Below are 13,973 nucleotides of genomic sequence, written 5' to 3'. Positions count from 1 at the left end.
CGCGGCGTTCAGTGGATCTGGTAGCGCGCCGACACGTAGAAGAAGCGGCCGCGCGGATCCGTGTAGCTCGGGTCGTAGCCCGAGATGAAGTAGTAGGCCTGGTTGGAGAACGGCGGCGCCGTGTCGAACACGTTCTGCACGCCGGCGCGCACGGTGAAGTCCTTGGAGACTTCGTAGGCGCCCGACAGGTCCCACAGCGAATAGGCCTTGACCCGGTTCTTCGCGACGACGCTGCCGTCGTCGGTGTTGATCGCCGAGTTCTGGTCCTTGTAGCCCGAGTAGTAGGTGTTGCCGATGCTCGCGCTCCAGGCGCCGCGTTCCCAGTCGAAGCTCAGGCGGTGGCGCCAGCGCTGCACGACGCCGTCGGTGACGAAGCGGCCCAGGTTGCTGATGTAGCCCAGTTCAGGGCTGGGCTGCTGCTCGGACTGCAGCATCCAGGTGCCGGCCAGCCGCGTGCCGAACACGCCCGCCGGCGTCTTCAGCCCCTTCATCTCGACGACGATGTCCAGGCCCGAAGCCTTCTGCCGGCCGCGGTTCTCCTTGCGCATCTCGATGTAGCAGATCGAGTTGTCGTCGGGGTTGTAGTCGCAACCGTCCAGGCCCTCGTTCTCGTTGTAGCGGTGCACGAGGTTCTCGAACTTGTCGAGGTTGGCCAGGATCACGTCGTCGCCGACCTCGCTGATGACGTCGCGCTTCTGGATGTTCCAGTAGTCCAGGCTCACGCTCCACAGCGGGTGCGGGTTGAACACCGTGCCCAGCGAGAACTGGCGCGAGTGCTCGGGCTTGAGCTTGGCGTTGCTGTAGTGGCGCGTGTCCCAGTTCCAGGCGCAGTCGGCCAAGTCGTTGTCGACGGTGGCGCAGTACACCGGGTCGGGCAGCGTCGAGGTCGTACCGTACTGCGTCGGACGGTGCAGGTCGTTCATCGACGGCGCGCGGAAGCCCGTGCCGAACGAGCTGCGCAGCAGCCACTGCGGGCTCACCAGGTAACGCGCGCCGATCTTCGGATTGGCCGTGTTGCCGACGCCTTCGTAATGGTCGAAACGCGCGGCGAGCTGCAGCTCCAGCTTCTTCGTCAGCGGCAGCTGCATCTCGCCGTAGAACGCGGCGACGCGGCGCTGGTCGCTGGTGGCCTCGCCGCCTTCGGGCGCGAAGTCGTTGTTGATGTTGTCGCTCATCAGCAGCGCCGACGGATTGAAGGTGCTCTTCTCGCGCCGCAGTTCGCCGCCCAGCGCGACGCCGATCGGCCCGCCGTCGAGCTTGCCGAACGAGCGCGTCACGCTGAAGTCCAGCGAGTCCATCGTGCCGCGCGCGCGGCGCACGACGTTGTCGACCTGGATGCTGTCGATCAGCGCCTGTCCGGCGGCCGACGACGGCCCGAAGGGGTTCACCAGGCCGTCGGCGATGCCTTGCATCAGCTCGTTGTAGAGCAGGTAGCCGTGGGTGTCGCGGTCGGAGACGGAGCTGACGCTGTGGTTGAGCCCCCACTCGTAGTCCCAGTCGCCGACGCTGCCGCTCATGCCGACGACGTAGCGCTGGCTGGTGCTGGTGAGCTCGCTGGTGCGCCTGCCGGCTTCTTCCAGCCGCATGCGCAGCTCGATCTCCGGGTCGACGTCCTGCAGGCCGCTAAGGCCGGCGAGTTCGGGCACCAGCGAGTAGTCGATGGTGCCGGTGACGCGTGCGGCCGAGCCGACGTACCAGGTCTTGGCGCGCGCCAGCGCCACTTCGGCGAAGAGTTCGTGCCCGCCGGCGATCTCGGTGACGCCGCGGCCCAGGAAGCTCAGCTTCTCGGACTTCGGGTACAGCTCGGTGTCGCGCATGTAGTCGTAGGTACAGGCTTGCGCGCCGCCGGTGCCGGTGGGCAGGTGCAGGTTGGCCGGCGGGTTGCAGTTCGGCGCCGAGAAGTTGATCGTGCGGCTGTCGATCAGCGAACCGTTGATCTGCACGCCCTGCGACTGCAGGTACTCCAGCTGATCGCCGCTGAGCCGGATGTTGGCCGGGCTCGTGTAGCCCGACAGCAGGTGCGGCAGCCGCTCGGGGATCTTCAGGTCCTTGATGAAGCTGCGCTGCGAGGTGCTGAGCGCATCGGTGCGCTGCACGTCGAAGACGCCGAAGATGTTGAAGCCGTTGTCGGCCAGCGTGCCGTAGCCGGCGGTGACCGACGCGGCGCGCTTGCCAGCGCCGCCTTCCTGGCTGTCGCCGACGTAGACGTTGACCTCGGCGCCGGTGTAGTCCTTGCGCGTGATGAAGTTGATGACGCCGGAGATCGCGTCGGTGCCGTAGACGGCCGAAGCGCCGTCCAGCAGCACCTCGATGCGGTCGATCGCCGCCGCCGGGATGTTGTTCAGGTCGACGCCGGCGTCGTCGCCGGGCGAGGCGAAGTTGGCCATGCGCCGGCCGTTGAGCAGCACCAGCGTCGACGAGGTGCCGATGCCGCGCAGATTGGCTGAATTGAAGCCCTTCTGGTCGTAGGCGCCGGGGCTGATGCTGCCGCCGTCGCTCAGGCCGCCGCTATTGGCGCTGAGGTTGCGCATCGCCTCGGCGGCGGTCGTGACGCCGGACTTGATGATCTCCTCGCGCGTGATCACCTGCACTGGCAGCGCGCTCTCGTCCTCGGTGCGCTTGATGCGCGAGCCGGTGATCTCGATGCGCTCGGCCTTGGACGGCGGCGTCGCCGTCGTCGGGGCCTGCTGGGCCGAGGCCGGGCGCACGGCGCCGACGGCGAGTAGGGCCGCGCAGGCGGCGGCAATGGGGCTGAAGCGGCGCAAGGGATCGCGGCTCATCGGTGATCCTCGGGACTGTCGTGGGTACTGTGGGTCTGATGCCCACAGCGATTGTGGTGGCAATTCACCATTCAGACACCAACGGGCAACAAGCCGGTTTCGATGACAGAAGCTGCCCTCGGGGTGTCCTGGCTTGACGCGGCGCAGGCCAAGCCGCTGCGCGCGACTCCTTCCGCGCGATGAAGCGCCGGCTTCGCCAAAGCGGTTGAAGCGCGCAAGTCGCAGAAATCGGCTTCATTCTTGGCCTCGATGGCCGAATGAAAGACACGAAGAACCCCAAGGCGCCGATCGCGGCCCGGGCGAGCGGCACGTTCTGCGCGTCGTAAGCCGCCGCAATGGCTCGGCCACGGGTTCTGCCTGCGTATGTCAGCGCGGGCAGCGCGTCGAACTCGCGCTCTCGTACCGTCAACCACGAACAAGAAAGAGGTCCCTCATGCTCGCGAAACTCAAGATAGGCCCGCGTCTGGGCCTGGCGTTCGGCTTGCTGGTCGTGCTGATGATCGCGATGTCGATCACGGCCGCGACCCAGACGCACTCGATCGCCGGCAACGTCCGCTACTTCACGACCAACATCGTCCCCAGCCTGACCACGATGAACGAGGCGCGGGGCTACCTGTCCGACCGTCGCATCCTCGAATACCGCCACCTCTCGACCGGCGACCTGGCCGAGAAGGAACAGATCCAGGCCCGCATCGCCGGCGTCGACAAGTCGCTCGACGAGAGCCTCGCGAGGTACTTCCGCGAGGACATCAGCGACGACACCGACCGTCGCAACACCGAAGCCTTCAAGGCCGCCGTCGAGACCTATCGCAGGTTGTGGCCCGACATCGAGGCCATGTCGCGCGCATCCGCCGGCGACGCCTCGCTCGAGGACCGCGCCTCCAAGCTGATGCTCGGCGACTCGGCGCAGGCGTTCACAGCCGCCGACCGCGCGGGCAAGGCCTGGATCGCTCACATGGTCGAACTGGCCTCGCGCGGCGCCGTCACGGCGTCCGAGGACGAGACCCTGGCCACCCGCTTGCTGTTCGTCGGGGGCCTGTTCGGCACGCTGCTCGGCATCGGCGCCGCCGTGCTGATGACACGTTCGGTGGTGCGGCCGCTGCGCGAGGCGGTGGACGCGGCCAACCGCGTCGCCGCCGGTGACCTGACGCAGCGCATCGAGGTGCGCCGCTACGACGAGACCGGCGAGATGCTGGCCGCGCTGGCGCGCATGCAGGAGTCGCTGGTGGCCACCGTCGGCAGCGTGCGCCGCAACGCCGAGAGCGTGGCCACCGCCAGCGCCCAGATCGCGCTGGGCAACCAGGACCTCAGCCAGCGCACCGAGGAGCAGGCCAGCGCGCTGCAGCAGACCGCCGCGACGATGAGCGAGCTCGGCGAGACCGTGCGCCACAACGCCGACAACGCCCAGCAGGCCGACCAGCTCGCGCGCAGCGCCTCCGACGCCGCCTCGCGCGGCGGCGAGGTCGTCGCCCAGGTCGTGACGACGATGAAGGACATCAACGACTCCAGCCGCCGCATCGCCGACATCATCGGCACGATCGACGGCATCGCTTTCCAGACCAACATCCTGGCGCTCAACGCCGCGGTCGAGGCGGCGCGTGCCGGCGAGCAGGGCCGCGGCTTCGCGGTCGTCGCCGGCGAGGTGCGCAACCTCGCGCAGCGTTCGGCCACGGCGGCACGCGAGATCAAGGGCCTGATCACCCACAGCGTCGAGCAGGTCGAGCAGGGCAGCACGCTGGTCGACCAGGCCGGCGCGCGCATGGACGAGATCGTCGCGTCGATCCGCCGCGTCAGCGACATCGTCGGCGAGATCAGCTCGGCCAGTGGCGAGCAGAGCCGCGGCGTCGGCCAGGTCGCCGAGGCGGTGACGCAGATGGACCAGGTGACGCAGCAGAACGCCGCGCTGGTCGAGGAGAGCGCTTCGGCCGCCGACAGCCTGCGCCAGCAGGCCGGGCTGCTGGTCGAGGCGGTCTCGGTCTTCCGCGTGGACGCCGCCGCGGCTGTGCCGCGCCATGCGCCGGTGCCCGCAGCCGTGGCGCCCGTCTCGGCGCCGGTCGCGCCGCCGGTCGCGCTGGCGCCTGCCGCCCGGCCGGCGCCAGCGAGCAAGCCGGCCAAGGCCGCGCCGGCTCCCGCACCCGCGGCGGCCACGGCGCCGGCGGCCGACGACGACTGGACGAGCTTCTGAGTCGTCCAGGCTTTGCGCACAATCGGGGCACGGCCGCGGCGCCGAGCGTCAGCCGCCCCGATCCTCAGGAGCTTCGATGGACATTGCGCATCCGTACCTGATGTTCCTCGGCGACGTGCACGACCAGCTCGCCGCCAAGACCGCCCACGGCATCGTCGACTGGCGTCGAGAGTGGTGTCTCGGCCAGACCCGGTTGCCCGGCTGCCAGGCCGACCTCGGCCTGCCCGAGATGACGATCGCCGAAGGCGTGGCCGCCGGCGCGAAGACGCTGATCGTCGGCGTCGCCAACGCCGGCGGAGTGCTGCCGGCGCACTGGGTGGCGACCATCGTCCAGGCCATCGAGGCCGGGCTCGACGTCGCCAGCGGGCTGCACGTGCGCCTGGGCCAGATCCCCGAGATCCGCGAGGCCGCGGCGCACAACGGCGTGCAGCTCTTCGACGTGCGCCACAACGACCAGACCTTCGCCACCGGCAAGGGCACCAAGCGCTCCGGGCTGCGGCTGCTGACCGTCGGCACCGACTGCTCGTCGGGCAAGAAGTACACCGCGCTGGCGCTGGAACGTGCGATGCGCGCCCGCGGCCTGGACGCCGACTTCCGCGCCACCGGCCAGACCGGCGTCTTCATCTCCGGCCACGGCGTGGCCATCGACGCCGTCGTCGCCGACTTCATCTCCGGCGCCGTCGAATGGCTGGCGCCGGCCGCCGCACCCGGCCACTGGGACCTGATCGAAGGCCAGGGCTCGCTGTTCCACCCCTCGTTCGCCGGCGTCTCGCTGGGCCTGCTGCATGGCGCCCAGCCCGACGCCTTCGTCGTCTGCCACGAGCCGACGCGGCGCACGATGCGCGGCGTGACGCACGCGCTGCCGACGATCGCCGAGGTCATCGAGCTGACCGTGCGCTGCGGCCGGCTGACCAACCCGGCGATCCGCCCGGTCGGCATCGCGATCAACACCAAGGCGCTGGGCGAGGCCGAGGCGCGCGCACTGCTGGCCGAGCTGGCGCACGAACACGGCCTGCCGGCCACCGACCCGGTGCGCTACGGCGTCGACGTGCTCGTCGACCGCCTGCTCGCCGACTTCCCCGAGAGCGGCCGTGTCTGAGGCCCGCCTCGAGGTCGCGGTCGAGCGCTGGCCGATCGCCGGCGGCTTCACGATCTCGCGCGGTACCAAGACCGAGGCCGTGGTCGTCGTCGCCAGCGTCACGCAGGGCGGCGTGACCGGGCAGGGCGAGTGCGTGCCCTACGCGCGCTACGGCGAAACGGTCGAGGGCGTTGCCGAACTGATGCGTGCCCAGTCCGCCTGGCTCGCTGCCGGCGGCCGGCGTGCCGATCTCGCCGCCGCGATGCCGGCCGGCGCGGCCCGCAACGCGCTCGACGCCGCGCTCTGGGCGCTGGAGGCGCGTCGCGCCGGCCGCCCGGTCTGGGCGCAGGCCGGCCTGCCCGAGCCGCAGCCGACCGTCACCGCCTACACACTGAGCCTGGGCGACCCCGGCACGATGGCCGCCGCCGCGGCGCGCGCCGCCGAGCGTCCGCTGCTGAAGGTCAAGCTCGGCGGCGACGGCGACGAGGAGCGCATCCGTGCCGTTCGCGCCGCGGCGCCCGGCGCGACGCTGATCGTCGACGCCAACGAGGCCTGGAGCGAAGCGAACCTGGACCGCCACCTCGCCGCCTGCGCCCAGGCCGGCGTCGCCTTGATCGAGCAGCCGCTGCCGGCCGCCGCCGACGCGGTGCTCGAAGGCTTCGCCTCGCCGGTGCCGCTGTGCGCCGACGAGAGCTTCCACGGCCGCGAGACGCTGGACACCGTCGCGCGGCGCTACGCCTATGTCAACGTCAAGCTCGACAAGACCGGCGGCCTCACCGAGGCGATCGAGGTGGCGAACGCGGCGCGCGAACGCGGCCTCGGGCTGATGGTCGGCTGCATGCTCGGCACTTCGCTGGCCATGGCGCCGGCCTTCCTGCTCGCGCCCTGGGCGCGTTTCGTCGACCTCGACGGCCCGCTTCTGCTGGCGCGCGACCGCGTGCCGGGCTTCGCCTTCGACGGCAGCCTGATGCAGCCGGCGCCCGCCGGGCTCTGGGGCTGAGGACCTCAGGCGCCGTTCGGCGCTAGGGAAAACTCCGGCGCGGCCGGCGTCGCGGCGCGCCACAGTCGCAGGCCGCGGCACGCGGCCTGCCGTCATCGTGACGCGGGCGTGGCCGCGACACGGGGCCACGAGCCCCGTTCGCAGGAGTTTCCCCATGCTGGTCCGCAAGATCCACCACGTCGCCTACCGCTGCCGCGACGCGCGCGAAACCGTCGAGTGGTACGAGCGCCATCTCGGCATGCGCTTCATCCTCGCGATCGCCGAGGACGAGGTGCCGTCGACCAAGGCGCCCGACCCCTACATGCACGTCTTCCTCGACGCCGGCGGCGGCAACGTGCTCGCCTTCTTCGAGCTGCCGACCCAGCCGGCGATGGACCGCGACCGCAACACGCCGGCCTGGGTGCAGCATCTGGCGCTGCAGGTCGACTCGGTCGACACGCTGCTGGCGACCAAGGCGCGGCTCGAAGCCGCCGGCATCGAGGTCGTCGGCCCGACCGACCACACGATCTTCCGCAGCATCTATTTCTTCGATCCCAACGGCCACCGGCTGGAACTGGCCGCCGACTGTGCGACGCCCGAGATGATGTCGCGGCTGGACGCCGTCAAGCGCGAGATGCTCGACGAATGGAGCCGCACGAAGAAGGCGCCCAAACACGCCGCCTGGATGCACGACGGCAGCCTCGCGAAGGAGGACGCATGAGGCCCGGCGTCGACGAGACCCATGACCCGGCGCTCACGAGCTGGGTCGAGTCGGCCAACGCCGAAGGCACCGACTTCCCGCTGCAGAACCTGCCGTTCGCCGTCTTCCGCCGCGCCGGCAGCAGCCAGGCCTGGCGCGGCGGCGTCGCGATCGGTGACCAGGTGCTGGACCTGGCCGCGCTGCAGGCCGCCGGTGTCGCCGACGGGCGCGCCGCCGAGGCGCTGGCGCTGGCCGCCGGCGAGACGCTGAACCCGCTGATGGCCGCCGGCCGCGGCCACTGGCAGGCGCTGCGCCAAACGCTGTCGCGCCTGCTGCGTGCCGGTGCGCTCGAACGCCGCCGCCTCGAAGCCGCGCTGGTGCCGCAGGCCGCGGCCGAGTTCACGCTGCCGGCGCAGATCGGCGACTACACCGACTTCTACACCTCGATCCACCACGCGACCAACGTCGGCAAGCTCTTCCGCCCCGACCACCCGCTGCTGCCCAACTACAAGTGGGTGCCGATCGGCTATCACGGGCGCGCCTCGAGCATCGTCGTCTCCGGCACCGGCATCCGCCGGCCCTGCGGCCAGCTGATGCGGCCCGACGCCGAGTACCCCGAGCTGGCGCCGACGCGCCGGATGGACTTCGAGCTCGAGCTCGGCCTCTTCGTCGGCCCCGGCAATGCACTGGGCGAGCCGGTGCCGATCGGCGCCGCCGAAGACCGGATCTTCGGCGTCTGCCTGCTCGACGACTGGTCGGCGCGCGACCTGCAGGCCTGGGAGTACCAGCCGCTGGGCCCGTTCCTGGCGAAGAACTTCGCGACGACGATCTCGCCCTGGGTCGTGACGCTGGAAGCGCTGGCGCCGTTCCGTGTCGGCGCCGCGCGCCGGCCGGCCGGCGACCCGCGGCCGCTGCCTTACCTGGATTCGCCCGCGGCGGCCGAGGTCGGCGCCGTCGACCTGCAGCTCTCGGTCGAACTGCAGACCGCGGCGATGCGCGCACGCGGCGAAGCCGGCGCGACGATCAGCCGCACCAGCTGGCGCCACGCCTACTGGACGATGGCCCAGCTCGTCGCCCACCACAGCGTCAACGGCTGCAATCTGCGCCCGGGCGATCTGCTGGGCACGGGCACGCTGTCGGGGCCGACGCCGGGCGAAGCCGGCGCGCTGATCGAGCTGTCGGTCGGCGGCAAACGCCCGGTGGGACTGCCCGGCGGCGAGCAGCGTTGTTTTCTCGAAGACGGCGACGCCGTCGTGCTGCGTGGCTGGTGCGAAGCGCCCGGCCGGCGCCGCATCGGCCTGGGCGAATGCCGCGGCACGGTGCTGCCGGCGGCGAGCTGAACGCGACTTAACTCACGCCGCGGGCCGCCAGACCCGCCGAGCTCGGGGAGGGCGCCGGCGCGCGCGGCGGCCTAGACTCGGTGCGCCGATGAAGCCGCGCCGCCACCTCCCCGGAGCGCGCGCCGCCCGCCGCGGCAGCGCCGTCCTCGCCGCCAGCCTGTTCTGGCTGGCCGCCGCGCACGCGCAGGCGGTGCCTGACCTGTCCTCCCTGCCACGCCCCGAGACGCCGCCGCCCGAACGCGGCCCCGTCGTGCCGGCGCAGGTGGAACGCTGGCGCGCCGAGGCCAAGGCCTACGAGTACGGCGACGGCGTGCCGCGCGACGCCGTGCTGGCGGCCCAGCTCTATTGCCGTGCCGCGCGTTACGGCGACGCCGAATCGCAGTTCAACCTGGCCTGGATGCTGACCAACGCACGCGGCATCGAACGCGACGAGGCCCAGGCCGCGCACCTGTTCGCCGCCGCCGCGGAGCAGGGCCTGCCGCAGGCGGTCAACATGGCCGCCAGCCTGGGCACGCCGCTCGGGCCGCCGCCGCCTTGCCTGCGCCCGCCCGAGCAGGACCCGGTCACCGCCGCCGCCAAACCCGCCCCGGCGCCGCGCGCCCGGCCCGGCCTGCGCGCGCCGGCCTCGGCTTTCGCCGCCTTGCCGCCGCCTGCGAACGCGCCGCAGCCTATCGTGCGTTTCGTCGACCTCGTGGCGCCCGAGTACAAGCTCGCGCCGCAGCTGGTGCTGGCGGTGATGGCCACCGAGAGCGGCTTCGACCCCGGCGCGCTGTCGCCGAAGAACGCCCAGGGCCTGATGCAGCTGATGCCCGACACCGCGGCGCGTTTCAAGGTGCGCAAGCTGTCGGACCCGGTGGAGAACATCCGCGGCGGCATGGCCTATCTGCGCTGGCTGCTGGCCTATTACCAGGGCGACGTGCTGTTCACACTGGCCGCCTACAACGCCGGCGAAGGCGCGGTCGACCGCTACCGCGGCGTGCCGCCGTACGCCGAGACACGCGCCTACGTGCGCCGCATCCTGGCCTCGCTGGGCGGGCAGCGCTGGCATCCGTACGACGCCAGCGTCACGCCGCCGTCGCCGATGCTGGCGACGCTGTCGGCCGCCGCGGCGCTGCCGAACAGGCTGCGCTGACGGCGGTTCAGGCCGTCACTTCGACGCGCGTGCCGTCGGGCGTCTCGATCACCGCTTCGTAGAAGCCGTCGCCGGTCCGGCGCGGCGCCGAGACCAGGCAGCCCTCGGAGGCGCAGAGCGTGGCCAGCGCGTCGACGGCCGCCGCGTCGCCGAGCGAGATCGCGACGTGGTCCCAGCCGACGGCGTCGCCGGCCGGCGCGTCGGCCAGCCAGGGCGCGGCCATAAGTTCCAGCCGCAGCGCATCGCCGGGCAGCGTCGCGAAGACCGAGACGAAACCCGGCCGGCGTTCGCTGCGGTAGGGCGGGGCGATCGTGGCGTCGAACAGGCGTTGCCAGAAGGCGGCCGAGGCGTCGAGATCGCGGGTCCAGAGGGCGACGTGGGCGAGGGGCATCGGGGTTCTCCTGCAGGGCTCAGACCGGCGCGTCGGCGCGGCACAGCGTGGCGCCGGCGGCGGCCAGCGCGGCGGCGTCGGCGTCGTGTTCGACGATCACCGTGCCCAGCGCCTGCAGCGCCGCGAAACGGTGCGGGGCGCGCGTGCCGAGCTTGTCGTTCGTCACCATCACCACGCGCTCGCGGCTGGCGGCCAGCAGCGCACGCTTGAACTCGGCGTCGGCCGCGTCGTGCGCGCTGGCGCCGGTCTCGGCCGAGATGGCGCAGGCGCCGACGAAGGCGCGGTCCACGTCCAGGCGCTGCAGCGCCAGCAGCGCGGTCGCGTCGACGCAGCCGCCGACCGTCGGGTCGACGATGCCGCCCAGCATCAGCAGGCGCAGGTCCTGACGGCGCAGCAGTGCCGCGGCGATGTCGACCGAGTTCGTCGCCACGGTGAGCTCGTGGTCCTCGGGCAGCAGTTCGGCGAGCACGAGGTTGGTGCTGCCGTTGTCGAGGAACAGGAATTCGCCGCGGCGCACGGTGGCGGCCGCCGCCCGGGCGAGTGCACGTTTGCGCACGATGTCGACGCCGCTGCGCGCGGCCATCGGCAATCCGCCCGGGGCCGGCGGCAAGGCGCCACCGTAGACACGCCGGCAGCGGCCCTCGGCGGCCAGCGCGCGCAGGTCGCGGCGGATGGCGTCTTCGGACACGGAGAACTCGGCGGCCAAGGCCGCGGCAGCAACGCCTTGGCCGGCGGCCAGGCGGGCGGCGATGAGGTCGCGGCGGGCGAGCGGGACGTCGTGGGCTTCCATGTGGCTAGGATAAACGTGCACAAACAAGAATGCAAACGTGCAACTTCTAGCGCATCGTCGGCAGGGATTACGTCGATAGGCAATAAAGGTCGACGTCAGTAATGTCCCGGCATGGCCACCGACCCCCGATCGCTGATCCTCAGTCTGCTGCTCGGCGCCGAACGCAGCGGCGACCCGACGCTGGCGGTGCCCGAGCTGCTGGCCGCCGCGGCACTGTTCGGCCTGCCCGAGAACGCCGTGCGCGTCGCGTTGACGCGGGCCGCCGCGGCCGGCCTGCTGCTGTCGCCGGCGCGTGGGCGTTACGCGCTGGGGCCGGCGGCGCGGCCGCTGGCCGACGCGGTGCTGGCCTGGAAACGCCTGCCCGAACGCCTCGTGCACTGGCGCGGCGACTGGCTGGCGGTGCACGTCGGCGCCGCCGGCCGCAGCGACCGGCCGGCGCTGCGCGCGCGCGAGCGCGCTTTCGGCCTGCTCGGGCTGGCCGAGTTCGAACGCGGCCTGCATCTGCGGCCCGACAACCTGGCCGGCGGCGTCGAGGCGCTGCGCGAGCGCCTGGCCGCGCTGCTGCCCGACGGCGCCGCCGCCGGCACCGTGTTCGTGCTCGGCGGGCTGTCCGGCGCCGACAGCGCGCGCGCCTGCTCGCTCTGGGACACCGGGGCACTGGACGCCGGCTACCGCGACGGCACGGCGCTGCTCGCCGCCTGGCTGGACGCCGCGCCCGGCCTGCCGCCCGAGCAGGCGGCGCGTGAATCCTTCGAACTGGGCGGCGAGGCCATCCGCCGCCTGGTCTTCGACCCGTTGCTGCCCGCGCCGCTGGTCGACGCCGAGGCCCGTGCGCGCTACGTGCGCACCGTCGAACGTTTCGACGCCGCCGGCCAGGCCGTCTGGCAAGGCTTTCTCGCCCGGGCGCGCGCCGCCCGCGCCACCGAACCCGAGGAGATCCGCCGATGAACACGAACGCCAGCGCGCTGGCCGAGACCCACGAGGTCTTCAACGTCGGGGCCGAGCTGCCCGACCACGACGCCTACCGCAGCGATGCGGCGCTGGTCGAAGCCGTCGTGCGCGAAGGCGCGGCCTGGGCCGACGACGAACTCGGCGCCTTCGGCCGCCTGACCGGCTCGGCCGCCTACCGCGAACTGGGCGCCGAGGCCAACCGTCACCCGCCCGAACTCGACACCCACGACCGTTTCGGCCGCCGCGTCGATCTCGTGCGTTTCCACCCCGCGTACCACGAGCTGATGCGCACGGCGATCGGGCACGGGCTGCATGCGTCGCCGCACACCGCGCCGCGCCCGGGTGCGAACGTCGCCCGCGCGGCCCGGTTCTACCTGCAGAGCCAGGTCGAGGCCGGCCACGGCTGCCCGGTGACGATGACCTTCGCCTCGGTGCCGACGCTGCGCACGACGCCGGCGCTGGCCGAAGCCTGGCTGCCGCGCGTCACCGCCCGCGTCTACGACCCGCGCAACGTGCCCGACGCCCAGAAGGCCGGTGTCACCATCGGCATGGCGATGACCGAGAAGCAGGGCGGCTCGGACGTGCGCGCGAACACCACCCAGGCGCGGCCGGCCGGCGCCGGCGGCGTCTACGAACTCGTCGGCCACAAGTACTTCGTCTCGGCGCCGATGTGCGACGCCTTCCTCGTGCTGGCCCAGGCACCGGGCGGGCTGACCTGCTTCCTGCTGCCGCGCTGGCGGCCCGACGGCACGAAGAACCCGCTGCAGCTAGTGCGGCTGAAACGCAAGATGGGCAACCTCGCCAACGCCAGCAGCGAGACCGAGCTGCGCGGCGCGCTCGCCTGGCGCGTCGGCGACGAAGGCCGCGGCGTGCGCACGATCATCGAGATGGTCGCCTGCACGCGTTTCGACTGCATGGTCGGCTCCAGCGCCGGCCAGCGTGCCGCCACGGCGCTGGCGCTGCATCACACCGCGCTGCGCTCGGCCTTCGGCCGCCGCCTGGCCGAGCAGCCGCTGATGAAGAACGTGCTCGCCGACCTGGCGCTGGAGAGCGAAGCCTCGCTGGCGCTGACGATGCGCCTGGCGCGTGCGCTGGACCGCCGCGGCGACGCCCACGAAGACGCGCTGGTGCGCCTGGGCACGGCGATCGGCAAGTACTGGGTCTGCAAGCGCACGGCGGCCCATGCCGCCGAGGCGATGGAGTGCATCGGCGGCAGCGGCGTCATGGAAGACGGCCCGTTCCCGCGCCTGTACCGCGAGGCGCCGGTCAACGCGATCTGGGAGGGCAGCGGCAACGTGCAGTGCCTGGACATGCTGCGCGCGCTGGAGAAGGCGCCGGCGGCGCTGCACGCCTTCTTCGCCGAGCTGGCGCTGGCGCGCGGCGCCGACCGCCGGCTCGACCGCTGGGTCTCGGCGCTGCAGGACGAGTTCGCGGATCTCTCCGACCTGGAGTTCCGCGCCCGCGGCCTCGTCGACCGCATGGCGCTGGCGCTGCAGGCCTCGCTGCTGGTGCGCCACGCCCCGGCGGCGGTGGCCGACGCCTTCTGCGCCTCGCGCCTGGACGGCGGCGGCGCGCGCCAGTACGGCACGTTGCCGCGTGGGGTCGACGCGGCGGCGATCGTGGCGCGGGCGATGCCAGCGCTGTAGC

Annotated in this window: 11 protein-coding genes; 8 read left to right on the top strand and 3 right to left on the bottom strand. The window is 72.3% G+C overall.

Annotated elements, in window-relative coordinates; translation table 11 throughout:
- Nucleotides 1-8: 8 nt before the first annotated feature.
- Entirely contained in the window at nt 9-2,780 is a 2,772-nt protein-coding gene (locus tag RGE_RS13035; RefSeq protein ID WP_014428883.1) for a TonB-dependent receptor, read from the bottom strand.
- A gap of 433 nt (nt 2,781-3,213) precedes the next feature.
- Here RGE_RS13035 and RGE_RS24915 point away from each other — a divergent pair, with 433 nt between their 5' ends.
- From RGE_RS24915 to RGE_RS13005, 6 genes are all read left to right on the top strand, one after another.
- Nucleotides 3,214-4,965: a methyl-accepting chemotaxis protein gene (locus tag RGE_RS24915; RefSeq protein ID WP_014428881.1), complete on the top strand. Its 1,752-nt coding sequence runs from the start codon at nt 3,214-3,216 to the stop codon at nt 4,963-4,965.
- 76 nt (nt 4,966-5,041) lie between these two features.
- On the top strand, nt 5,042-6,064 hold the full coding sequence (gene dgcN, locus RGE_RS13025; RefSeq protein ID WP_014428880.1) for an N-acetyltransferase DgcN: 1,023 nt from the start codon (nt 5,042-5,044) through the stop codon (nt 6,062-6,064).
- Nucleotides 6,057-7,043: an N-acetyl-D-Glu racemase DgcA gene (gene dgcA, locus RGE_RS13020; protein ID WP_014428879.1), complete on the top strand. Its 987-nt coding sequence runs from the start codon at nt 6,057-6,059 to the stop codon at nt 7,041-7,043. The genes dgcN and dgcA overlap by 8 nt, the downstream gene beginning before the upstream one ends.
- Nucleotides 7,044-7,197: 154 nt before the next feature.
- A complete protein-coding gene (locus tag RGE_RS13015; RefSeq protein WP_014428878.1) occupies nt 7,198-7,743 on the top strand; it encodes a VOC family protein in 546 nt (181 codons plus the stop codon).
- Nucleotides 7,740-9,062 carry a fumarylacetoacetase gene (gene fahA / locus RGE_RS13010; RefSeq protein WP_014428877.1) on the top strand — a complete coding sequence of 441 codons (1,323 nt, stop codon included), beginning with the start codon at nt 7,740-7,742 and terminating at the stop codon, nt 9,060-9,062. Before RGE_RS13015 ends, fahA begins: the two co-directional genes overlap by 4 nt.
- Before the next feature lie 88 nt (nt 9,063-9,150).
- Nucleotides 9,151-10,194 (top strand): lytic transglycosylase domain-containing protein, encoded by a 1,044-nt coding sequence (locus RGE_RS13005; protein ID WP_014428876.1) that lies wholly within the window; start codon nt 9,151-9,153, stop codon nt 10,192-10,194.
- A 7-nt stretch (nt 10,195-10,201) separates the two neighbouring features.
- Here the strand turns inward: RGE_RS13005 and RGE_RS13000 are convergent, their stop codons facing one another.
- On the bottom strand, nt 10,202-10,585 hold the full coding sequence (locus RGE_RS13000; RefSeq protein WP_014428875.1) for a VOC family protein: 384 nt from the start codon (nt 10,583-10,585) through the stop codon (nt 10,202-10,204).
- Nucleotides 10,586-10,604: 19 nt separating this feature from the next.
- Entirely contained in the window at nt 10,605-11,375 is a 771-nt protein-coding gene (locus tag RGE_RS12995; RefSeq protein ID WP_014428874.1) for a DeoR/GlpR family DNA-binding transcription regulator, read from the bottom strand.
- Between the two features lie 111 nt (nt 11,376-11,486).
- Between RGE_RS12995 and RGE_RS12990 the strand changes: the two genes are divergently transcribed.
- The gene (locus tag RGE_RS12990) at nt 11,487-12,323 is read left to right on the top strand and encodes a PaaX family transcriptional regulator C-terminal domain-containing protein (RefSeq protein WP_014428873.1); all 837 of its coding nucleotides are present in this window, start codon (nt 11,487-11,489) and stop codon (nt 12,321-12,323) included.
- Nucleotides 12,320-13,972: an isovaleryl-CoA dehydrogenase gene (locus RGE_RS12985; protein WP_014428872.1), complete on the top strand. Its 1,653-nt coding sequence runs from the start codon at nt 12,320-12,322 to the stop codon at nt 13,970-13,972. Before RGE_RS12990 ends, RGE_RS12985 begins: the two co-directional genes overlap by 4 nt.
- Nucleotide 13,973 lies beyond the last annotated feature (1 nt).

Source organism: Rubrivivax gelatinosus IL144, from assembly GCF_000284255.1.
GTDB lineage: Bacteria > Pseudomonadota > Gammaproteobacteria > Burkholderiales > Burkholderiaceae_C > Rubrivivax > Rubrivivax gelatinosus_A.
Note: the sequence above shows the minus strand (reverse complement) of the source record. Positions and strands in the feature narration are given on the sequence as shown.

What these genes read in the sequence shown, in the direction of transcription:
- RGE_RS12990 (WP_014428873.1), top strand. Translation starts at nt 11,487, where the DNA reads ATGGCCACCGACCCCCGATCGCTGATCCTCAGTCTGCTGCTCGGCGCC.
- dgcN (WP_014428880.1), top strand. Translation starts at nt 5,042, where the DNA reads ATGGACATTGCGCATCCGTACCTGATGTTCCTCGGCGACGTGCACGAC.
- RGE_RS24915 (WP_014428881.1), top strand. Translation starts at nt 3,214, where the DNA reads ATGCTCGCGAAACTCAAGATAGGCCCGCGTCTGGGCCTGGCGTTCGGC.
- RGE_RS12995 (WP_014428874.1), bottom strand. Translation starts at nt 11,375, where the DNA reads ATGGAAGCCCACGACGTCCCGCTCGCCCGCCGCGACCTCATCGCCGCC.
- RGE_RS13005 (WP_014428876.1), top strand. Translation starts at nt 9,151, where the DNA reads ATGAAGCCGCGCCGCCACCTCCCCGGAGCGCGCGCCGCCCGCCGCGGC.
- RGE_RS12985 (WP_014428872.1), top strand. Translation starts at nt 12,320, where the DNA reads ATGAACACGAACGCCAGCGCGCTGGCCGAGACCCACGAGGTCTTCAAC.
- RGE_RS13035 (WP_014428883.1), bottom strand. Translation starts at nt 2,780, where the DNA reads ATGAGCCGCGATCCCTTGCGCCGCTTCAGCCCCATTGCCGCCGCCTGC.
- fahA (WP_014428877.1), top strand. Translation starts at nt 7,740, where the DNA reads ATGAGGCCCGGCGTCGACGAGACCCATGACCCGGCGCTCACGAGCTGG.
- RGE_RS13000 (WP_014428875.1), bottom strand. Translation starts at nt 10,585, where the DNA reads ATGCCCCTCGCCCACGTCGCCCTCTGGACCCGCGATCTCGACGCCTCG.
- RGE_RS13015 (WP_014428878.1), top strand. Translation starts at nt 7,198, where the DNA reads ATGCTGGTCCGCAAGATCCACCACGTCGCCTACCGCTGCCGCGACGCG.